Genomic DNA, 21352 nt, shown 5'->3' on the forward strand with positions numbered 1-21352 from the left:
TGCTGAGCTGACGCTGCGACTGACCCGCCGAGTCTCCGAATAGTGACGGATCACGGCAGTCCGGGATGGTTCGCATCCAACACGAGCTGCGGACCATCCCGGCGACCGAGCCCCAGCGCTACGCCGACGCCGGTAACTGGCTGACGGAGCGAGCCCATAGCGTCGAAGGCGTACTTGGCCGTGGCCGCACCGAATGGGACATCTCGTCATGAGGAAGAATCAATGGCACCGAAAATTTCCCGCCCCGCGTACGACCCGGGCGAGAATTCCGCGCAGCGGCTGCAAAGGAGCTATGCGCGTGCGCTGAAGGAAATCGCGTGGCTCGAAGAGTCGCCGGAGATGTTCGGCCTGACATTCAGCAAGACCCTCAATACGGCCTTTGTCCACTGCCTCCACGATCCGACCGCGAACACGATCGGATCGTGGGAGGCCTGGGTCGCGGCCATGCAGACCGGATCTGCCCTGTTCGCGTCGGCGGGCGCGCCGGAGGGGACGACGGTCGAGTGCATGATCGCGCACAAGGTGCGGGCGATCCCGGCCTCCGGGACGCGGCACTTCGTACATGCCGCCACGTGGCTTGAGGCGTTCTGGCTCGCTGTCATCTGCCGTGATCAAGTCCGCATGTCCCAGCTCTGCAACGTCCCGATCGAGCAACTGCGGTCCTCGGGAGCGCAATTCGAGGAGTACATCTACCACTGGGTGGATGCCCTCCAGACATACTGGCTGGAACGCCCGGGCCTCGGCGAGAAGCTGGTGACGGCCTTCGACGGGACCTCCCCGGACACGCTCCAGTCCGTCGACCGCGAGCTGATGCTCAAGATCCTTTATCCGCCGCTTAACCTCTTCCACCGCTTCATCAGCCAGGATCCGGAGAAGTTCAACGACGCCCTCGTAGAAGCGATCGAACTGCACAAGGAGTACTGGACAGCCGACGAGGAACGCAGCGACGACCTCAGCGGTGCCGTCGCCCTTGCCCCGCTGGCCATCGCCTGCCTCGCCTACGACGCCGGACGTCCCATTGACGTCGAATCCGAGTATCTCCCCGCGAACCTCCTCGACCGCAGTTGGCTGGGCGAGTTCGAGACCTGAGCGCCCCAGGCCCCGCATCCGCCGCCTTGTCCGGCGGCCACCATGTCCACCTCACCAGGAGCACCGTGTCCTTCGCGCCCTCTCCTCCTCCCGCCGCGAGCCCGGCACAGCGGCCTTCGAAGTTCGGGCCGCCGGAGGGTCAACACCCCATCGACCCCGTTCTTGGGTATCCCCCCTATACGGGCACGCGCACTGGGTATCCGGCCTACCCCGGCGCCGGGTTCCAGCCAGGGGCGCTCGCGTCGGCGGATGTGGGGGCTCGCCACCACGCTGACCGCCACGGCCGGAGGGCTGGCCGTACTCGGCGCATGGACACTGGCTGACGCACATGCCTGGCCGGGTGGGCTACGGGTCGTCGGCCGGGATCGATGAACGCGAGGGCGAAGGCGCGCATGGTCTGGGCGGAGGCCGCCTCGCTGGCTGTCGCGATGCGACAGGGGGAGAGCGGGAACCACGCCGAAGCTCCGGAGGCCGCCTTCCCAGACCCCGCCGGCGAGGGCTTGGCCGGCTGGAAGACCGTGCTGTACGCCCTTCGAGAGCCGCATCTCCGCAGTGTTTGCGTCCTCAACGGCACCAGCCACCAAGCTAATTGGACAGGCCGATCCGGCTGATAGTGGTGTTGTGGTTGCCGTGGGTTGTCGATATACATGTACAGCGCATGATGGGATAGATGTGACTTAAGTGCACAGCGTGGTGGTTGAAGCGCTGGTGTACGCCGGATTGTTCGGGGTGGGTGCATGAAGTTCGACATGGGGTCTACGACGCTGTCGGGTCTCGGGAAGAGCACCGAGGGTTCCAGTACTGATCTGGGAACGCTGATCAAGCAGTTGATCGCGGCTGCGGATCCGCTGGAGGGGAAGTTCAACGGGGCAGGGAAGGCCGCGTTCGACTCCTTCAAGGTGCGCGCGGACGAGATCACAAATGCTCTGAACGGATCGCTGCAGTCGATCCTGGGTGGTCAGGCGGGCATGGATCTGGCGTTCGGAACCGGGGACCAGGAGCAGGAGGACAACGCCCAGAAGGGCATGTCCGGAGCCAACTTCGACGCTGCCCGGTTCTCCGGCCGCTAAGGGCTGTCCCGTAATCCCTGGCGGGCGCCCGACGACAGCTACGGCACCTCGCCGCGTTGTCGGAACGCCCGAATACATCCAGTATGCGGGCGCCCCTCCGCCGTGCGATGCACCGCATCTGACGCCGCACGCTGATCCACCAGGGATTACGGGACAGCCCCTAGACACGGTCGGGACAAACGGACAGAGGAACGGGGAATTTGCCATGGGGAATCAGGACCGGAACAGCTACGACACCGGGGCCTCGTCAGAGGTGCAGGGTGGGTTGCAAGGGATCATCGGCCAGCTGGAGCGCGTACTCCACGACCGGGATGCCGCAGTGAAGAGCGCGATGGCTGACTTCACCGCTGATGGTGTGTCGGATGAGTACCACGGCAAGGAAATCCGCTGGAACCGTGCCGCGAACGAGGTGCGCGACATCATCCGTCTCGTACGCACCACGTTGGAGCAGAACGACAGCACGGCGCAGTCGACGCTGACCAAGGCCAAGTCGGCTGTTGACAACATCGGCTGACGCCGAGCCCCGGCAGGACCGCGGGCTCTTGTCGAGGCGTTGACGATCGCGCCGGTACGGGGATCAAGAAGCGGGGGCTTTGGTGACGAGTTGGGATATCAGTACGTCCGGTGTGCAGGGCGTGCTGAACAAGGCGAAGACGGCGGCCGAAGGGCTGGCGAAGGCCGGCACGGAACTGGGGACGATCCTGCCGAGTGCCGCGAAGGCGGCGGGCACCATTTCGGGCCCCGTCTGCGGTGAAGCGCCGTCCGGACCGGTCGCGGCAGCTCTGGGAGAATTCCTGCAGGCACGGGAGCAGGACGTGATCTACGTGGCGGTACGGACCGCCAACTCGCTGAACGGGGCCGTCCTGGCGACCAATGCCTACAACCAGGGCAATCTCCAGATGGCCTCGGACGCACAGCATGCCGCGATCGCCGAGCCCACGCCCGAAATGCTCAACCCCGACAGAGCGCAGGGTGGTCACTCGTGAGTGACGACCTAATCAACCCAGCAGGTATACCCCAGTTCACCGGGAACCTGGAGAACCTGGAGACCGACGCGGCGGCCCTGGTCACCCAGGCGGGCCACTTCCGGTCCTCCGGCGCGTCGGTCAACTCCGAGTTCCAGGGGCTCTCCGCCTTCTACAAGGCGCCGGAGGCCGAGCAGCTGTTCGCCACGACGATCCCGGTCGCGACCAAGGCCGATGCCTTCGCGCGGGACCTGGAGAAGGTCGCCTCCGCCCTGCGCGACTACGGCGGCGAGGTCCGGCCCATCGTGGCGCGCCTGGAGAGCCTCACGCACTCAGCCTGGTCCTTCGTGCAGAGCATCGAGGACGACGGCGACTGGCGCGAGGACAAGAAGAAGGTCCAGCACAACAACGACCTGTGGCACGACGTCAACGCCACCCTGGACGCGTTCTGGGCGGCGGAACGGTCCTGCTACGGCAAGATCACCGGGCTGGTAGGTGGTGCCCCGCTCATCCCCGACGACGGTACCCACAAGCAGAACATGTACGGCTACAAGGCGGACGACCTCGACCACGCCGAGGAGACGGCCTGGGGATCGACCACCGACCGGGAGTACAGCGGTCTCGCGTGGTTGGGGCACCAGGTCAAGAGCTACGTCTGGGACGGCTTCGTCGTCGACGGCGTGTGGGGCACGGTCATGGGCCTCGGCACCCTCTTCGGCAAGGACGGCTGGGACGCGGCGGGCAAGGCGTGGACCGGTCTGGCGAAACTCGCCACCGGCCTGTCCATCATGATCACCCCCGTCGTCGGCACCATCTACATGGCCCTGCCCGACGACAAGTTGCCCGGCATCCTGCGCGACTCCCGTACCGCGGTGAAGCAGACCGGCAAGGCACTGATCGCCTACGACGAGTGGGGCAAGAACCCCGCCCGCGCGGCGGGCGCCGTCACCTTCAACGTCATCACCGCGATCTTCACCGACGGAGCGGGCAGCGCGGCCAAATCGGGGGCGGTCGCCAAAACCATCTCCGTGCTCGGGAAGACCGGCAGAGCGCTCGACCCGGTGACCTACGTCATCAAGGGCGGCAAGTTCGCCGTGGTCAAGGTCGGCGACATGCTGTCCGGCCTGAAGAACCTGCGGACCGGCGTCCTGCTCGACACCGCCGCCGGCGGCTACCGACTGCCCGACCTGGACGACGCCCTCGCACCCCCGCCTGTGGGTCTCCCCGAGAGCACCGTCCGGCTCATCGACCGCGAGGGCAGGACGGTCTACCTCGACCCCGCAGAGGGCACGCTATTCAACGAGTCCGGCAAGGTCATCCAACACGCCGACGACATCAGGCGCGAGCCCTCGGCGGCCGAGCTCGCCGAAGTTGAGCGCAACGAAGCCGAGCCCAACCCGTTGCCGCGGCGCGAGCCGGTTCTGGTGGGAGCACATGCGGGGGACGGTCCCGGCGGGGGCGGGGGCGGCGGGCATGGCACGGACTCAGGCGCCCCCCGATCTGAACAGCAGGGCGGCAACGGCTCGGACGGTACCGGGAACAACGGCCGTAGATCTGAAACCCCGGAAGAGTTTCAGGAGAGAGTCCGTCAACAGGTCTACCGTGCCAACAACGAACCGGGCTACTACGACAGGTACTACCGCTCCGGGACCGATGGCACACGTGTCAGTACCACGCTTAAGGATGAGAGCGGGTATCCGCCGCCACAACTGGTGAAGAAACCTGGCACAGATGAATTGATAGCGAAGTCGGACGAGCCTGATCCACTTCCCGAGAAATACCTGGGAGGGTCGAAGAATGAGATCCTTCCACCAGCCAAGAAGGATCTGAGAGAGCTTCGGGCTAAAGCACTGGAACGCCATAACGCAATCCAAGCGGATACATTGGCAAAGGAACGGCTCAAGGCGGCTAAAGCGATTCCGGACAACGCCCCCGGCATCAAGGCGGCGGAGGCCGCGCAATCCGTTACGGCGCGGAATATGACCAACGCCGCCCGGGAATACGGGGAGATGGTGGCGGAACGCCACGTCATCCCCGATCGGTATTCGAACGCAACAAGGGAACCGCTCGAGGGTCCCCGTAATGGAAACGATCAGTTTGACCAGGTCTGGCGCAGGGAGGACGGCGGCTATGTAGTGATAGAAGCGAAGAGCAGCGTGGATACGCCGCTGGGCTCGCGTAAGTTGCCGGATGGTACCCGGGTTTCGCAGGGTACCAGGGAATATTTTGACGACATTATTCGGAAGATGCACGCTCGAGGGAGGGCGGATCCTGGTGGCCCCGAGGCTACTCTTGCGAAAGCGCTCGAGGACGCCTTGGAGGATGGGAAGTTGGAGTACATACTGGTCAAGGGAAATCCCAACACCGGGACGTACACCGGCTACTCCGCGCAGGAGTTCGACATCGGGTGATGGGAGAACAATGTGACGACCAAGGTGGCTCGGCACGGCAGTCCGGGGCCTGACGACGAGGCATACGCGCGTGTGCTGGGCGAGGGCGTGGCCGACTCGGTGCGCAGGCTCGAACGGTCGCCGCGATCGTTCAACAGTGCGCTGGGAAAGTCTCTCCTGCACGTGCAGGCGCGCTGCGCGGTCAACCCGGACGGATCCGGAATTGACACGTGGGAAGCTGTGGTCACGGCGATGCAGGTGGGGTCCGCGCTCTTCGCTTCGGCCAGCGTGGCCGAGGGCACTGTCGAGTGCCGTATCGACCATGAAGTGCGGACCATTCCGGCGACCGGGCCGCAACCCAGTGCCATCGCGGGAAACTGGCTCACGGCCTTCTGGCTCGCTATCGTCTGCCGCGACCAGGAGCGTATGACGAAACTGTGCGAGGTGCCGCTTGATCTGCTGCGTGCCTCGGGTGCGGAGTACGACGAGTACGTATACCACTGGGTGGACGCTCTTCAGGCGTACTGGCTGGAGCGTCCGGGACTGATCGACAAGTTGGTCGCAGCAATCGAGGCCTCCTACCCCAACGTGGCTCGTATCGCTGACGAGGACCTGCTGCAGAAGATCCTTTATCAGCCCATCAATATGTTCCAGCAGTTCATACAGAAGGATCATGCGGGCTTCAACGAAGCACTCGTCGAGGCCCTGAACATGCACAAGGCTTACTGGACGGAGAGCGAGGAGCGCGCCGAAAGTATCGAGGGCGTTCTTGCTCTCGGGCCGCTCGCCATCGCCTGCATTGCTTATGACGCGGGATTCCCGATCGAGGTCGAGTCCGAATATATCCCCGGTGAGCTGCTCAATCGCGCCTGGCTTGGCGAGTTTCCCACGTGACGGAGACAGCGCGCGGCAGTGGAACGGATAGTGGGTAGCTGTGGCAGCGCAGGAGTACGACAGTCAGTTGCTGGAGTCGGTGTCGGTGCGGCGGCGGCGGCTTCGGGATGCTCTGTTGTTCGGGGGGCAGCGGCAGCGGCGGTCGGTTGATGAGCGGCTGGGGAAGGCGGCGGCCGGGATCGTGATCGTGGCGGTGCTCTGCGCGGGGTGTGTGGGCTGGTCCTTCGTCTCCCACCGGCTGCTGGACAAGCGCCCCAACGGGTCGTCCGTGCAGCCGTCTTCGCCGCCTTCGGCGCCTGCTGTGACGTCCCCCGTGCCTCCGTCGGCCCGATGATAGGTTCGAACGCGTGATATCTCCGGTGGCACTGAGCCGTACGGCACTGAGCCGGGTCACTCTGGTCGGCGAACGGCGACGGGTCGATCTCGTGCTGCCGTCCAGGGAGCCGATCGGTCTGCTGCTGAACGAGGTTCTGCGGCTGCTGGACGACAAGGCGGCCGATCGGCCGATGCTGCGTCATCTCGTGACGGCGGACGGCTGCGCGCTGGCGCATGACAGCACGTTGGAGTCGGCCGGGGTGCCGGACGGTGCGGTGTTGCGGCTGGTGCGGGTGGAGGATGCTCCGTCGGCGCCCGTGGTGCACGACGTCACCGACGAGGCCGCCGACGATCTGGACGTCCGGGCGTGGCGATGGGCTCCTCCGGCGCGCCGGGCGGTCGCCGGAGCGAGCACGGTGGTGTGGGCGCTGGCGGCCGGAATTCTGGCGCGGCAGGAACTGTCGCTCACTGCCGTCGGGAGCGCCTTGCTGGTCGTCGCCGCCCTGGTGGCGGTCGCCGGGGCCCTGCTCTGGCGCGTGGCCAAGCGCGGGCTCGCCACCACGCTGACCGCCACGGCCGGAGCGCTGGGGACACTCGGCGCGTGGACGCTGGCCGACGCGCATGCCTGGTCGGGCGAAGTGCGTTTGGGCGCGGTGGCGGTGGCGGTCGTGGTGGCCCTGGTGCTGCTCGGTGCTTTCTCGCCCCTCGGACGAAGCGGGATGGTCGGCGCGGGCGCCGTGGCCGGCTGCGCGGTCTGCTGGCAGCTCGCCGTCCAGTCGCAGGCAGGCTCCGGCGGCGTGGTGGGGCAGGCCCGCGCCGGGGGACTGCTGGCGATCGTCTCGGTGGTGGCGCTGGGGGTGCTGCCGCGCCTCGCGTTGATGGCCTCGGGCCTGTCGGGCCTCGACGACCGCCGCTCTGCGGGGACTTCGGTGAGCCGGTATCAGGTGACGACCGCGTTGGCGGTCACCCACCGCGGGCTCGCTCTCGCCACCGGCGTCGTGGCGGTGTCCGGTGCCGCGGCCGGGATTCTGGTGCTGCGGACGCCTACGGTGTGGACCGTGCCGCTCGCGGCGGTCGTCGCCGTGGTGCTGGCCCTGAGGGCGCGGGCGTATCCGCTGATCGTCGAGGTGGTGGCGCTGCTGGCGGCCGCCGCGGTGGTGGCCGCACGGCTGGCCTGGGTGTGGCTGGACCTGTCCGGCACGGCCGGGCCGCTGGCCCTGGTGGCGTCGCTGGCCCTGATCCCCCTGGCAGTGCTGGCGATTCAGCCCGCCGAGCACGTTCGGGTGCGGTTGCGGCGCTTCGGGGACACCCTGGAGTCCGTCGGGGTGATTGCGTTGTTCCCGCTGGTGGTGGGGATGTTCGGCGTGTACGGGCACCTGCTCGGCACTTTCGCGTGAGGGTGCAGGCACGGGACATGTCTCAGGGTGACTGGCAGCATGACGTGTTGCGGGAGTTGCGGCAGTCTTCACCAGAAGCACCGAGGGACCCGACCGACCCGATCAGACCGGCGGACCCGCCCGCCCCGCCCGCCCCCGCCACGACACCGGCGGCGACGCTCGGCGCTCAACCGGTTCCCCCATCGAGTGACGCCCCGCTCCCGACGAGTCCGGTCCCCCCGAACCCGCCACCCCCCGTGGTCCGCCCGGCCCGGACCTCGCGGCTGCCCATGGTCACGCCCGAGTCCGTCCCCACCGTCGATCCCCGGCTGGCCCTCGCCATGGGGACCCCGCTCCGTGGGGACTCGATGGCCCGGCGCACGGGACGCTCCCTGCGCAAGCTCACCGCGTCGGCCGCGCGGGAGGTGGCCGAGGAATCACGGGTTGCCCGGGAGCTGCAACAGCCTGTGACGACGGGACGGGTCATCGCTGTGACCTCGATCCGTGGCGGCGCGGGAAAGACCACGGCAGCCGCCTTGCTGGCCCGGACGTTCAACCACTACCGGCACGATCCGGTGCTCGCGCTGGAGGCCGACGCCGTGCTCGGCACCCTGCCGGTACGCCTGGGGGCGCAGTCGGTGCGGTGGTCCTGCGCGGAACTGGCGCACCTGCTCACGCCGTCGATGCAGCTGACCGACATCACGGGCTATCTGGTGCCGCTGACGGACGGTGGATGGCTGCTCCCCGCGAGCCAGGGAGGAGTAGGAGCACCGCTGGATGTACGGACGTACCGGACGGTTTCGCTCGCGCTCCGGCGGTACTTCGCGGTGACGGTGGTGGACTGCGAGACCCTGCCGGGCGAGGTGGCACGTACCGCGATGGACACCGCCCACGCCCGCGTCGTGGTCGCCCCGATGACCGCGGAGGGCGTCAACGGAACGCGTGTCGTACTCGACTGGCTGGCCCGGCTGCCGGACTCGGCGCTCGCCACCACCGTGGTCGCCCTGACCGCGAACTCGCCCGATCCCGTGCTCGACCTGAAGGCCGCCGCCGCGCATCTGCGCGAGACAGGAGTCACCGTGGTGTCGCTTCCCTACGACCGGCATCTGGCCGGTGGGGGACCCATCCGGACCGCTCTGCTCGGTGACGCCACCCGGCGGGCCGCCACCCTCCTGGCGGCTGAGGCCATGGAACGGGCGGTACGAGCGCGATGACCGTGTCGCTGATCCACCGGCCGGCGCGCTCCACCCGGCCGCTCGATCCCGTGACCCCCCGGACGATCGAGCCGCCGCCGAATCTGCCCGAGGGCAAGACCGGTACGGCCGCCACTGCTCTGCTGCCGATGGCCGGCGTGATGAGTTCGGTCGTGATGATGACCGTCATCCGCAACAGTCAGTTCGCCGGTCTGGGCGCCATCGTGCTGGTCGTCGCCCTGGTGGGCGCGGTCGCGCTCTTCATGTCGCAACGGGGCAAGGCGCAGCGGACCCGTCGCACACAGCGTGAACGGTATCTGGAGTATCTGGAGGAGCTGCGCGACCAGCTCGGCAGGGCGGAACGGGAACAGCGCCGGTCGGCCAGAGTGCTCAGTCCGCCGCCGCCGGCGCTGTACGACCTGGTGAACGACCCGGCCCGGCTGTGGGAACGACGTCGCACGGACGCGGACTTCCTCCGGATCCGCCTGGGCACCGGAGACGTACCGGTGCAGGAGTTGGCCATCGGGGAGAACTCCGCCGGGAGCGTTCTGACTCCGCCCGATCCGTTCATGCTCAACGAAGCACGGGCCCTGGTCACGCGGTTCGGGACGGCGGCGGACTTCCCGCTGACGCTGCCGCTGGACCGCGCGGGGAACGTCAGTGTCGTCGGGGACCGCGAAGGTGTCCTGCAGGTTGCGCGGGCCCTGCTGATCGCCGCCGCGGTCGCGCACGCCCCCGACGATGTGGCCTTCGCGTTCGGGATACCCGGCGAGCGGCTGGCGGAGTGGGAGTGGGTCAAGTGGCTGCCCCACGTGCTGGACGCGCAGGAGCTCGACGGGCCGGTCGCCGCTCGGCGGATCGCGCCGAGCCTGCCGCAGCTGGCCCGGCTGCTCGGTTCCGACCTGCGGCAGCGGGCATCCTTCGCGGCGGAGGTGCGCCGCGGCCTGTCCGACAGGAACGCGCTGCAGCTCGCCGGCCGGCTCCTGGTGCTCAGTGACGAGCACGGCGCGACCGCCGCCGAACTGCCGCGCCCGGACACCGCTGTACCGCTGGCGGACATGGGTGTGACCGTGCTGCACCTGCTTTCGGACCAGGTGCACGAGCCGGACGAGGTGACCGTCCGGATCACCGTCGACGGTGATCAGATACTGATCGAGGATCTGCGCGCGCAGTACGTCCGGGCCGTGCACGGCACGTCGGACGCCGTGAGCACCCCCGGATGCGAGGGGATCGCGCGGCTGCTGGCACCCTTGCGGTTGTCGGCCGAGTCGTTGGCGGAGGGGACCCCGGTCTCCGGCGCGGTGGACTTCGCCGACCTGCTGGGTGTCACCGATCCGGCGGATCTCGACCTCGGGGCACTGTGGCCACCACGCGGAGAGCGGGCGTTCCTGCGCGTGCCGATCGGGGTGGACGACCGCCACCAGCCGGTGCTGCTCGACCTGAAGGAGTCCTCCGAGCTCGGCATGGGACCGCACGGGCTGTGTGTGGGTGCCACCGGATCCGGCAAGAGCGAACTGCTGCGAACGCTCGTGCTCGCCCTGGTCGTCTCCCATCCGCCGGAGGATCTGGCGATGGTGCTGGTCGACTACAAGGGCGGTGCGACGTTCGCCCCGTTCGCGGATCTGCCGCACGTCGCCGGTGTGATCACGAACCTGGAGAACCAGGCCGGTCTCGTCGAGCGGGTGCACACCAGCCTCGCGGGCGAGGTCAAGCGCCGTCAGCAGGTCCTCAAGGAAGCAGGGAACGTCGCCGACATCGGCCACTACGCCGCGCTGCGCACCAAGCGTCCGGACCTTGAACCGCTCCCTCATCTGTTCGTCGTCATCGACGAGTTCGGGGAACTCCTCACCGCGAAACCCGACTTCATCGACCTGTTTCTCTCCATAGGACGCATCGGCCGCTCCATCGGCGTGCACTTGCTGCTGTCCAGCCAGCGCATCGAGGCCGGCAGGCTCAAGGGGCTGGAGACTTATCTGTCCTACCGGCTGGGCCTGCGCACCTTCTCCGCCGACGAGTCGCGCACCGTACTGGACACGACGGACGCCTTCCACCTGCCGCCCCTGCCGGGCTTCGGCTTCCTGAAGGTCGACACCTCGACGTACGAGCGTTTCAAGGCCGGATTCGTCTCCGGTGCCTTCCGCGGGGCGGCTCCGGACCAGTCGGCCGACGAAACGCCGATGGTCTGGCCCTATCCCGCCTTCAATGCCCTTTCCGTGGCAGCGGATACCGGCGCGGACGCGGTGAACGGGGCCGAGCCCACGATGCGGGAGCGGGAGACCGGCCCAACCGTCATGTCGGTGATCGTCGACCAACTCCGCGGCGCTGCACGGCCCGTACGCCGGGTATGGCTTCCCCCACTGCCCGACCTGCTCACTCTCGACGGCGCCGCAGGACCCGTCCAGGTCTCCGAACGCGGACTCCACCTCGCTCAGCGCCCCGGCCCGATGCAGGTTCCGCTCGGTCTGCTCGACGACCCCGCCCGGCAGTGGCAGGGGCCATGGACCCTCGACCTCACGGTCGCGGGTGGGCACACGGCGGTCATCGGCGGGCCCCAGTCCGGGAAGACGACGCTGCTGCGCACCCTCGCGCTGTCACTGGCCATGACCCACACCCCGTACGAGGTCGCCCTCTACGGACTCGATCTGGCCGGCGGCGGCCTGGGCACGCTGGCGGGACTGCCGCACGTCGGCGGTATCGCCGGGCGGGCCGATCATGAGCGTGCCGCGCGGACCGTCGCCGAGGTCCGTGCCATGCTCGCCGCCCGCGAGGAACTCTTCCGTGAGCAAGGCATCGACTCCATCGACGAGCTCCGGAACCTGCGCGGCCGAGGCCGGTTGCCGGAGCTCGGATCGACCGACATCGTGCTGATCGTCGACGGGTTCGGCGCCTTGCGCGACGAGTTCGCCGCCCTCGACGACGCCGTCGCCGACCTGCTCAAACGAGGCAGCGGCTACGGCATCCACGTGATCGCGGGCATGCTGCGCTGGAACGATGTGCGGATCGCCACCCAGTCGATGTTCGGCACCCAGCTTGAACTGCGGCTCAACGACCCGAGCGACTCCTCGATCGATCGCAAGCTCTCCGAGACCCTCGGTACCGACGCTCCGGGGCGGGTCCTCACCCAGGGCAAGCTCTTCGCACAGGCCGCGCTGCCCCGCATCGACGGCGTTCCCGGCACCGATCTGGGGGCGGCGCTGGAGGACGCGGTCCGGAGCGTCCGTGCCAACTGGCACGGTGAAACCGCCCCGCCCGTACGGGTGCTGCCGGCCCGCCTGCCCGCCGCGGACCTTCCGCCCCTGGCCGCCGAGCCGGCGAGAGTTTCCATCGGCGTCGGCCAAGAGGGTCTCGAACCTGTCCTGCTGGATCTGTTCGCGCACGACCAGCACCTGCTGGTCCTGGGGGACACCGAGTGCGGCAAGACCAACCTGCTGAAGCTCCTCGCCCAGCAGCTCATCGCCCGGTACGGAGACGAGGAACTGGTCTTCGCGGTCTTCGATCCACGCCGCGGCCTGCGCGGCGTCATCCCCGAGCCGTACCGGGGCGGCTACGCCCACAACGCGAGGGTCAGCGCCGGCCTCGCCGCCGGAATCGCCACCGAGCTGGAGAAACGCCTGCCTGCGGAGGGCGTCGACCACGACGCGCTGCCGGATGGCGCCGCCTTCACCGGCCCGCGCATCGTCATCCTCGTCGACGACTACGACATCCTGACCACCGCGGGCCAGCAGCCGCTGGCCCCGTTCCTGCCGTATGTGTCCTCCGCCCAGGACATCGGGCTGCATTTCGTCGTCGCCCGCCGCGTCGCCGGGTCCTCGCGGGCGCTGTACGAGCCGTTCCTGACCACCCTGCGCGAAAGCGGGACGGCGGCGCTCGTCATGACGGGGGACCGTACCGAAGGGCAGCTCTTCCCCGGTCTGTACGCCTCCCAGCAGCCACCCGGACGAGGGACTCTGGTCCGCCGGGGCCGGCCCCACCAGCTGATCCAGACGGCCATCGCGCCCAGTGCCCCCGCGCCCGAACCGGCCACCGAGTCCGTGCCCGCCCAGAGCACTGACTCCGTGCACACGGCGCACACACCGACCGCGGCCACGGCGGAGAATCCGGGGAACAGCACATGACCAAGGACGTCATCGCCCTCACCCCGAAAATGCCTGATGTAGGGGCACTTCTGGCCGGTTTGTACGCGGGCGGACCGGAACTGCGGGTGGACTCCGCCAACGACGGCGCTGTCATCCAGTTGCGAGGGCGGGACGGGCGTCCCCTGGTATCCGTGGAAGCGCCTCTCCTCGTCCAGGTACCGGGCGAAGCCGAGCGTCTCCTCGGCCGCGAGACGGCACTCCCACAGATCCCGTTCTGGTGGACGGAGGCACGCGCCTCCACGGCTGTTCCCGAGGCCAAACGGCTCGCCGGCGCGGTCGCGGGCAGGCTCGCGCTCCTGCTCGGCGGCGTGACCTGGCCGCCGGCGGCCGGCACCGTCGGAGTCGTCGGCCTCGCCGATTCACCGGCAACCGACATAGACGTGCATCCGGCGCCCATCGACGCGCAACCCGCCGTGGACGTTCTCACCGACACGACCGCGGTGATCCTGGCCGACCGGCCGGTGGTCGCCCTGACGGCCTGGCTCTCCGACATCCTGCGGACGACCGCGGAAAGCGGACACGCACTGCAGATCGTCACCCCGCCGCACGTACGTCTCAGCCTGCCGCTGCGCGCCGCCCTCACCGGTGTTCCCAACCGCTGGGTGGTCCAGGATCCCGACTGCGGCTACTACGACGGCCTCTCCGGCGCCGTACTGCACTGGACGAACGGCACCTTCACCGCGGCACGCGCCGACACCGGCGAGACACCGGTGGCCGAAGCCTTCACCGCCGCTGCTGCCGGCCCTGTGGAATCACGCCAGCTCGTCGTGGCCTTCCGTACCGTGCACCGGCCGCACGAGAGACTCGTACTCGGCCGGTCCCTGGAAACCGCCTGGCGAACACTCACCGGCGGGCCTCCCGCCGGCTGGGGTACGGCCGAACCGATCAACCTCCCCTGGTCGAAGCGGCAGTTGACGGACTTGGCCCGTGACCGTGCGCCCCAGCCCACCCAGCTGTTCGTCGTCGGTGACCCCGACCGCCCCGCCCTCGCGAGTCAGCGCGTCACCCGCACCGCGAACGGCATCCAGGAAGACATCACGCTCACCCTCGGCTATGGCCCGGACGAAGCTCCGCCGCTCGACGCGATAGAACCCCTCGCGGCGACCCTCGTCGCCGAGCACGGACTCGGCTCCATGCTCGCCTCCCTCCGCCGCGCCCGGACCGACCTCTCCGTCCCCCCGCACTTCGAGGCCCCGCCCGTCCCGATCTCCTTCACCCTGGGAGCCACCGATGTACGCGACATCGGCCTCACCCACGCCCGCCGCCCGCCCCTGGACCTGTGCCCCGTCCAACTCGGCCCCTCCGCCGCCCCCGCGCTCCATTACCCGCTGGGCGACGGCACCGACGCCCAGGCCTGGGACACACTCCAACGGCTCACACAGCACCTCGGAAGGGCATAGGGGGAACCAGCCCCGCCTGTGTTCCGCACGCCATTTGCGTGAGCGATGCGTGAGCGGACGGCCCAACCGGTTCCTGGACTGAGTCGGACGGGGGACTCAACCGCCTGGCCTGGCTGGACCGACCCACCGGCACCGCCATCCGCCGCCCCGGATCGAACGCGTCCTTACCGACAACGCCTGGGCCTACCGCAAAGGCCTGGCCTGGAAAAGGGTCCTGGCCGACCTCGGCGCGAGCGGCAAGCTCACCCGCGCCTACCGCCCGCAGAGCAACGGCAAGGTCGAACGCTTCAACAGCCCTCTCCTCGAGGAATGGGCCTACCTCCGCCCCTACACCAGCACCGCCGAACGGACCGAAGCACTGGCAGACTTCCTCCACACCTACAACCACCACCGCTGCCACACCGCACTCGACGGCAAACCACCCATCAGCCGGGTCAACAACGCTACGGGTCAATACACCCAGGCCATCGCCGGCCCGGTCTCCGATCGTGCGGCCACCCCGAACTTCGGTTCACACAGCGGGCGTTCGCCCTACTCTGGCGGCATGGCGAACCGTGAAGGCGTCCGCCTCGATCTCGACGGCATTCTGCGTCAGTTGGAGGCCAATGGCTTCGATGGTGTCCGGGTGGAGTTCGCTCCGGACGACGGTGGCGCCGCAGCGGTTCTCGATGTGGTGCGTCAGGGCATGTGGGCGGCCAATGAGGCGGCCAATGAGGCTGCGCCGGACTCCATCTGGGCGTCCGCGCCGAAGCCCCAGCGAAAGCCTGAGCTAAATAGTCAACGATTCAAGAAGGGCGACTCGATGGCGCGGAAGGGCGATATCATGAATGCGGGTCCGAGTCCTGGGCAGTGGGGTGAGGCGAGCCGTCTCAACGCTCTCGAAATCGCCAACATGCTCGGGGTCTCCCTCGAAGCTTATAACAGCGATCCCATCGCTTTGGTCCCGGCGCTGCAGAACTATGTATCCCGGCTTCCCCTCGATCAGTTCGAGACGTCGGACTGGGTGACGCTGCACAGTGACTTGACGGCTTGTCTCGCTGATATTCTCACCCGCCGGCACGATGTAACTTGGCAGGCGGTGGGGACTCCGGGTGGACCCGGCGGTATTCGATACGTTGTCGAGGCTCAAGGCCTCGACGGAAATATCTATCGAATGGATCCTGCCGACGTAGTCCACAAGGAGTTCAGCCAACTTCCGATCGAGATCATCCGGATGCTGGCCGGCGCTGAACTGACGCTGCGACTGACCCGCCGGGTCCCCGAAGGGTGACAGGCGAACCCCCCGAATGGTTCCGCCCGTAGTGGTGTCACGCTGGAATTTATCGAGACCTGGTTGGACGGCGGCAAGTGGTCACGCGCATTCCCCGCCACGGCTTCCGCACGGACAATGCGGCCGAAGCCATGGCACCCATCATCAAAGGAACCCATCAAGTGCTCGCCGAGCTCGAGACGTCGGAGGACTACCGCCACGACGCCCTGAGCGGCACGCTGATCACGGCCAAGTGGTACTGCGCGACGGATCCCGCTGTGCAGAAGTTCCAGACCTGGGAGGCCTGGGTCACGGCCATGCAGGTCGGTTCCGCGCTGTTCGCGTCGGGCACGGCGGCCGAGGGCCCTGTGCCGTGTCGTATCGGGATCGACGGCGAGGTGAAGAACTTGCCCGCGACCGGACCGCAGGACTATCTGCACGCGGGAAACTGGCTCACGGCCTTCTATCTGGCGGCCATCTGCCGGGAGAACGACCGGTCCGACCAGCTGGCCCGGGTGCCCATCTCCATTCTCCGTGAGTCCGGCGCGGAGTTCGACGAGTACATCTACGCGTGGGTGGAAACGCTGCAGAACGCCTGGTTCGGTCGGCGGGAAACCTGGGACACGCTGGTCACCGCGGTCAACGGCACCAACCCTGAGGCCCCGCACATCGCCGACGCGGAGCTGATGCTGAAGATCCTGTACCCACCGCTGGAGATTTTTCATCGCTACCAGCGCCAGGAGTCCGAGCAGTTCAACGCGGCGCTGACTGATGCTCTCACCTGGCACAAGGAGTACTGGACGGCGAACGAGGCACGCTCCCTGAGTGGCGAGGGACTGGTCGCCCTCGCCCCACTCGCCATCGCGTGTATGGCCCGCGACGCTGACATCCCCGTCGAGGTCGAGTCCGAGTACCTGCCGAAGGCGCTCCTGGAGTTCACCTGGGCAGGGGAGATCGACACCTGAGCCCCGACCAGTCGCCACCCCGAGTCGGCGAGGTTCCGACGTGAACGCGCAACGAGTACGGCCAGAAAGTGTTGGCAGGTAGCTGTGGGAGCGCAGGGCTACGACAGTCAGTTGCCGGAGTCGGAGTCGGAGTCGGGGTCGGAGTCGGTGTCGGTGCGGCGCCGGCGGCTTCGGGATGCCCTGTTGTTCGGGGGGCAGCGGCAACGGCGGTCGGTTGATGGGCGGCTGGGGAAAGCGGCAGCCCATGCCTCGCGGCACTGACCACCCGGAACAGCACCGCGCGGCACGATCAGTCACTCACGAGCACGATCCCAGCGGCGCTTTGAGGTGCGTAGCGGCCGCCGTGCGATCTGACACGTTGCTTCAGCCACCACCCAGAACCCGGGCTGAGCCGTTGTGCGCCATATGGCGTAGACGGACGCGGAGCCGTGCCGTAGGACATGAGAAACCGGGAAGCGACCGGTTCTGTGAGAGGGGCTCGATGACATCCGAAGCGCTGCACTACTGGATCCTGGTCCTGGACTTGGAGAGTTTCAGCACGAGGTCCGACCCCATCCAGCGGTCCATGCGCGACGCTATGTACAAGGTGGTGGAGAGCGCTTTCGCGCAGGCGGGCATCGACCGTGCGGTGGTCGTTGCCGAGGATCGCGGGGATGGCATTCTGATGTTGGTGCCGCCCACGATCTCGCCGGTACGGTTGGCGGGGCCGTTGGTGCGGGCGTTGGATGACGGGCTGCGAGAGATGGCTCAGGTCTTCAGCTCGGCACACTCCCTGCGTATGCGACTCGCCCTCCACCAGGGGCTGGCCGCGAAGGACCGGCACGGGTGGTCCGGCGACGCGGTGAACATGGCGTGCCGCCTGGTGGACGCGCAGCCGCTGCGGGACGTGCTGGATGCCGCGGAATCCGCTCATCTGGCGTTCATCGTCTCGGGGCAGGTCTACGACGGCGTGGTCCGCCATGCCCATCGGGGAATCGACCCCGCCGCGTATCTCCCGCTGCAGTTCACCACCAAGCACGGTGAGGTGGTGGAGGGCTGGATCACTGTGCCGGGGTTCAGCGCGCCTCCGGGACTGCCGCCGCGGCCGCAGGCTGCGGCAGAGCCGAAGTCGGCTCCGCTGTCGCCTTCCGCGGCCGCCGGCGGCATCGAGCCGGATGCGGGAGATGGCGCCCGCGCTCGAGACGGCGCGGTCGGCGGGAGCGCCATTCAGGTTGGTGTCGTTCACGGCGACGTCGTCGGCCGCGACAAGGTCGTTCACCAGCAAGGACCGGTCCGCTGGTGAACCAGCCCATACCGCCGGGGGGCGCGGGGGGAGGAGCTGCCGGTTCGGGAGCGGTTGGGGGAGCTTCCGAACCGGCACCGGCCACGGCCCCGCCTGCGGGCGGGGCCGATGGCGTGCCTGGAGGGGGTAGCCCGGAAGCGGCGTCGGACTCCGGCCACGGCCCCGACCCCGCGGGGCACGGCGACGACCGGATCGGCACGGGTGGCGATGACGCCGCCACCGGCCGCTTCGGAGCCGGATCCCAGCGCCACGGCCACCTGCGCAACGCCTTCGCCAACGTGGACGGCGACGCTGTCGGCCGCGACAAGTACGTCTTCCTGCTCGGTGGGGCGCGTGAACGGCTACGGCCGTTGTCGCCGGTGCTGCGCGAACGAATTCAGAACGCGTACGAGGAGGCACCGGAGTACGACGAGGCGCGCGTGGCGCTGGCCAAGCAGAGCATCGCCGTCCTGCGCGGAGCCGACGGCCTCGGCAAGGCCGCCACCGCCGTGCGGCTCCTACTGCCCTGCCGCGGGCCGGTCTACCACCTCGACAGCGGCGTGGACTTCGCGTCACTGGCCGACCGGCTGGACACCTCCGCATCCGACGGTTCCGGCATGGGCATCGAATCCGGCGCCGGCTTCCTGCTGGACCGGCCGGCGGACGCGGCGAATCTGCGCGGCGAGATATTCGACCGGTTGCAGACGGCCCTGCTGGGCGCGAACGCCGTCATGGTCGTCACTGTCGCCGATACCGACGTGGCGGACAGCGAGCTGCTGACCGGAGTGGTGGACCTGACCCGGCCACCGGTGCTCCGCGGCATCGTCAGACGCTATCTCCGCTGGCGGTTCGGCGTGCGGGAGGCGGAGCGGATGCTCGCCGACGCCGATGTCGAGGCATTGCTCGCCGAGCACCTGGACGCCAACGCGACCTGCGGCAGCGCTGCGGACCTCGCCACCGCGCTGCATGACGAGTACCAGTCCGGCGAGCCTGACCTGGGCCGGGTCCGTGACCGGATGGCTCGGAAGGGCGTCGAGACCTTCGCGATCTGGGCCGACGGCCTGACGGAGCCCTTCATCCGCTGCTTCTCGCTGGCGCTGGCCGTACTCAACGGCCTGCCGCAGGAGGACATCACCGACGCCGCGCGCATGCTGGAACGCCGGCTGGACGCGGTTCGCGTTCCGGCCGGGTCGCAGGATCCTGCGGTCCGCTACAAGCCATTGCCCGCACACGACCCGCTGGCTCTGCCGATGCGGAAGTTACTGGCCCGGCTGCGTGCCCGTCGGGTGGACGCGCCCGGTACCGGACGCTGCTTGGAGTACCAGGATCCGGACTACCCGCGGCAGGTGCTCGCGCATGCCTGGTCGGAATACCCGATCCAGGAGCTGCTGCTGGAGTGGCTGGGCGAGTTGGTCACGGACCGTTCCGACGAGGTGCGGGTGTACGCGGCGGTGGCTCTCGGCGGACTGCTGCCGACGGCGTTTGCGTACCTGAGCCGGCGCGTGTTGGCCGGTTGGGCGTTCCATCAGGACGAGCGGTTCCGTGAGGCGGTCGCCTGCGCGCTGTCGATCGGAGTCGGCGATGCGGAACTACGCCCCCAGATCGACATGTTGGTCGCCGAATGGTTCGCCGACCGGAACCGTCCGCTCGGCCAGGCCACGGCCGCACGGGTGTACGGCCTGCTGCCGGCCTCCGGTGACGCGGGGCAGAACATCATGCGGTTGGCCCGGCTGTCGGCCGTGGACAGCATCAAGGTCGCGGTGGCCATCGGCAACGGCTACACCGACCTGCTGGCGGACGACTACACACTGGCACCTCTGGTACTGGGTGCGCTGCGGACCGGCCTGCTGCCGCCGCAGACCCGGCCCACTTGCCTCTTGGCTTTCCTGATCATGGCGACCGGTCTCGCCATCGACGGCACCCAACCGGAATTCGACGGCTACGACGGATGGCCCGCGCTGCTCTTCCTGAGCGAACTCCGGCCCGAGGTGCGCGATCCGTTGGTGCTGCTGTGGCGTGAGGCGCTGGGTCAGCCCTTCTCCCACCGGCAGGCACAACTGACGCTGCGGAACTGGGCGGCGCTCGCCGAGACGGACTCCCGACTGCGGGACACCTTTCTGGACATGGTGGGTGCCCTGGTGCACGACGATGCCCGCTCGGGCCGCATCATCCGCCGGTACGCCGCTGAATGGACGGATCGTGACGAACTCGCCCCGCTGCCGCTCACCGCGTGGGCCGTGAACAGAGTGCTCGACCGAGAGAAGGTATGACATGGCTGCGACGTTGCCTCTGATCACCAGCGTGGACTCGTTGCCGAGCGATCAGCACAAGGACTGGTGGGACCGGCACCGTAACGTGGCGATCGTTCATATCGCCCCCGACGGCAAGCTCACCGTCGGCACGAGAGCCACCCCGAATTTCTGGGCCAAGGTGCTCGGCAGGAGCGGTACCCGGCTGGCGGTCGACCTCGGCGACCATCGACGGCAGGCGGCGGTGCGCAGCACCCCGCTGCCGTGCAGCGACCAGGCGCACCGTTTCGAGGCCACGCTGGATGTGGGCTTCCGGGTCGAGGACCCGGAGCAGGTGGTGCGCCGCAGTATTCCCGACGCGTTGCCCATTGTGTACGGACACGTCGTCCACCTTCTGCGCACCACCGCGCGCCGCTTCGCGATCGATGAAGCCGACCGGGCGGAGGACGAGGTGAACAGGGCGTTCCAGCAGCCGGTCCGGCTTCCTGAGGGTCTGACGATCTACTTGTGCCGGGTGCACATCGAGCCGGACGACGACGCGAGGCAGTACGTCAAGGCGCTGACCCGGGCGCGCCGGGACGGGACTCTGGGGCAGCGGCAACACGAGAAGCGGGTGGCGGAGGTCACGTCGGACGAGGCCGTCGAGAACCTCAGGCTCACCGGAGAACTGGATCGCGAGAAGCGCCGTGGTGCTGCCCTGGCCGGGATGAGCTGGGACGTCGAGGGGCTCATCCGGCAGCATCTGGTCAAGCATCCCGAGGACACCGAGCGTGCGCTGCAACTGCGCCTCGAATGGGAGA

General features: G+C 68.4%; 16 protein-coding genes and 1 pseudogene. 16 read left to right on the plus strand and 1 reads right to left on the minus strand.

The window, feature by feature from the left end:
- Nucleotides 1-222: 222 nt before the first annotated feature.
- The 16 genes and pseudogenes from M2266_RS20025 (at nt 223) to M2266_RS20100 (ending at nt 20573) form a co-directional block, all read left to right on the plus strand.
- Nucleotides 223-1089 carry an immunity 49 family protein gene (locus M2266_RS20025; RefSeq protein ID WP_277439421.1) on the plus strand — a complete coding sequence of 289 codons (867 nt, stop codon included), beginning with the start codon at nt 223-225 and terminating at the stop codon, nt 1087-1089.
- A gap of 737 nt (nt 1090-1826) precedes the next feature.
- A complete protein-coding gene (locus tag M2266_RS20030; RefSeq protein WP_164296119.1) occupies nt 1827-2159 on the plus strand; it encodes a hypothetical protein in 333 nt (110 codons plus the stop codon).
- 205 nt (nt 2160-2364) lie between these two features.
- A complete protein-coding gene (locus M2266_RS20035; protein WP_277439422.1) occupies nt 2365-2673 on the plus strand; it encodes a pore-forming ESAT-6 family protein in 309 nt (102 codons plus the stop codon).
- A gap of 82 nt (nt 2674-2755) precedes the next feature.
- Nucleotides 2756-3145 carry a DUF6507 family protein gene (locus tag M2266_RS20040; RefSeq protein ID WP_277439423.1) on the plus strand — a complete coding sequence of 130 codons (390 nt, stop codon included), beginning with the start codon at nt 2756-2758 and terminating at the stop codon, nt 3143-3145.
- Nucleotides 3142-5535, plus strand: coding sequence for a hypothetical protein (locus M2266_RS20045; RefSeq protein WP_277439424.1), 2394 nt, complete (start codon nt 3142-3144; stop codon nt 5533-5535). Before M2266_RS20040 ends, M2266_RS20045 begins: the two co-directional genes overlap by 4 nt.
- 12 nt (nt 5536-5547) lie before the next feature.
- Complete coding sequence (locus M2266_RS20050) at nt 5548-6408, plus strand: immunity 49 family protein (protein ID WP_277439425.1); 861 nt, start codon at nt 5548-5550, stop codon at nt 6406-6408.
- Nucleotides 6409-6448: 40 nt separating this feature from the next.
- On the plus strand, nt 6449-6742 hold the full coding sequence (locus tag M2266_RS20055) for a hypothetical protein (RefSeq protein ID WP_277439426.1): 294 nt from the start codon (nt 6449-6451) through the stop codon (nt 6740-6742).
- Nucleotides 6743-6755: 13 nt separating this feature from the next.
- Complete coding sequence (eccD, locus tag M2266_RS20060; protein ID WP_277439427.1) at nt 6756-8120, plus strand: type VII secretion integral membrane protein EccD; 1365 nt, start codon at nt 6756-6758, stop codon at nt 8118-8120.
- Nucleotides 8121-8389: 269 nt separating this feature from the next.
- Nucleotides 8390-9313, plus strand: coding sequence for a type VII secretion protein (locus tag M2266_RS20065; RefSeq protein ID WP_346780913.1), 924 nt, complete (start codon nt 8390-8392; stop codon nt 9311-9313).
- Nucleotides 9310-13407 (plus strand): type VII secretion protein EccCb, encoded by a 4098-nt coding sequence (gene eccCb, locus M2266_RS20070; RefSeq protein WP_277439429.1) that lies wholly within the window; start codon nt 9310-9312, stop codon nt 13405-13407. Before M2266_RS20065 ends, eccCb begins: the two co-directional genes overlap by 4 nt.
- On the plus strand, nt 13404-14828 hold the full coding sequence (locus M2266_RS20075; RefSeq protein WP_277439430.1) for a DUF6177 family protein: 1425 nt from the start codon (nt 13404-13406) through the stop codon (nt 14826-14828). The genes eccCb and M2266_RS20075 overlap by 4 nt, the downstream gene beginning before the upstream one ends.
- Before the next feature lie 238 nt (nt 14829-15066).
- Nucleotides 15067-15285, plus strand: a pseudogene (locus M2266_RS20080) (integrase core domain-containing protein); the annotation flags it as partial.
- 87 nt (nt 15286-15372) lie between these two features.
- The gene (locus M2266_RS20085; protein WP_277439431.1) at nt 15373-16098 is read left to right on the plus strand and encodes a hypothetical protein; all 726 of its coding nucleotides are present in this window, start codon (nt 15373-15375) and stop codon (nt 16096-16098) included.
- Between the two features lie 161 nt (nt 16099-16259).
- Nucleotides 16260-17042, plus strand: coding sequence for an immunity 49 family protein (locus M2266_RS20090; RefSeq protein WP_277439432.1), 783 nt, complete (start codon nt 16260-16262; stop codon nt 17040-17042).
- A 481-nt stretch (nt 17043-17523) separates the two neighbouring features.
- On the plus strand, nt 17524-18324 hold the full coding sequence (locus tag M2266_RS20095) for a hypothetical protein (RefSeq protein WP_277439433.1): 801 nt from the start codon (nt 17524-17526) through the stop codon (nt 18322-18324).
- 113 nt (nt 18325-18437) lie between these two features.
- Nucleotides 18438-20573: a hypothetical protein gene (locus M2266_RS20100; protein ID WP_277439434.1), complete on the plus strand. Its 2136-nt coding sequence runs from the start codon at nt 18438-18440 to the stop codon at nt 20571-20573.
- Here M2266_RS20100 and M2266_RS20105 read toward each other — a convergent pair.
- The gene (locus tag M2266_RS20105) at nt 20527-21333 is read right to left on the minus strand and encodes a hypothetical protein (protein ID WP_277439435.1); all 807 of its coding nucleotides are present in this window, start codon (nt 21331-21333) and stop codon (nt 20527-20529) included. The genes M2266_RS20100 and M2266_RS20105 overlap by 47 nt on opposite strands.
- Between the last annotated feature and the right edge of the window lie 19 nt (nt 21334-21352).

The sequence above is a fragment of the Streptomyces sp. SPB162 genome (genome assembly GCF_029504575.1).
GTDB lineage: Bacteria > Actinomycetota > Actinomycetes > Streptomycetales > Streptomycetaceae > Actinacidiphila.

What these genes read in the sequence shown, in the direction of transcription:
- M2266_RS20065 (WP_346780913.1), top strand. Translation starts at nt 8,390, where the DNA reads ATGGTCACGCCCGAGTCCGTCCCCACCGTCGATCCCCGGCTGGCCCTC.
- M2266_RS20030 (WP_164296119.1), top strand. Translation starts at nt 1,827, where the DNA reads ATGAAGTTCGACATGGGGTCTACGACGCTGTCGGGTCTCGGGAAGAGC.
- eccCb (WP_277439429.1), top strand. Translation starts at nt 9,310, where the DNA reads ATGACCGTGTCGCTGATCCACCGGCCGGCGCGCTCCACCCGGCCGCTC.
- M2266_RS20075 (WP_277439430.1), top strand. Translation starts at nt 13,404, where the DNA reads ATGACCAAGGACGTCATCGCCCTCACCCCGAAAATGCCTGATGTAGGG.
- M2266_RS20095 (WP_277439433.1), top strand. Translation starts at nt 17,524, where the DNA reads ATGACATCCGAAGCGCTGCACTACTGGATCCTGGTCCTGGACTTGGAG.
- M2266_RS20035 (WP_277439422.1), top strand. Translation starts at nt 2,365, where the DNA reads ATGGGGAATCAGGACCGGAACAGCTACGACACCGGGGCCTCGTCAGAG.
- M2266_RS20085 (WP_277439431.1), top strand. Translation starts at nt 15,373, where the DNA reads ATGGCGAACCGTGAAGGCGTCCGCCTCGATCTCGACGGCATTCTGCGT.
- M2266_RS20025 (WP_277439421.1), top strand. Translation starts at nt 223, where the DNA reads ATGGCACCGAAAATTTCCCGCCCCGCGTACGACCCGGGCGAGAATTCC.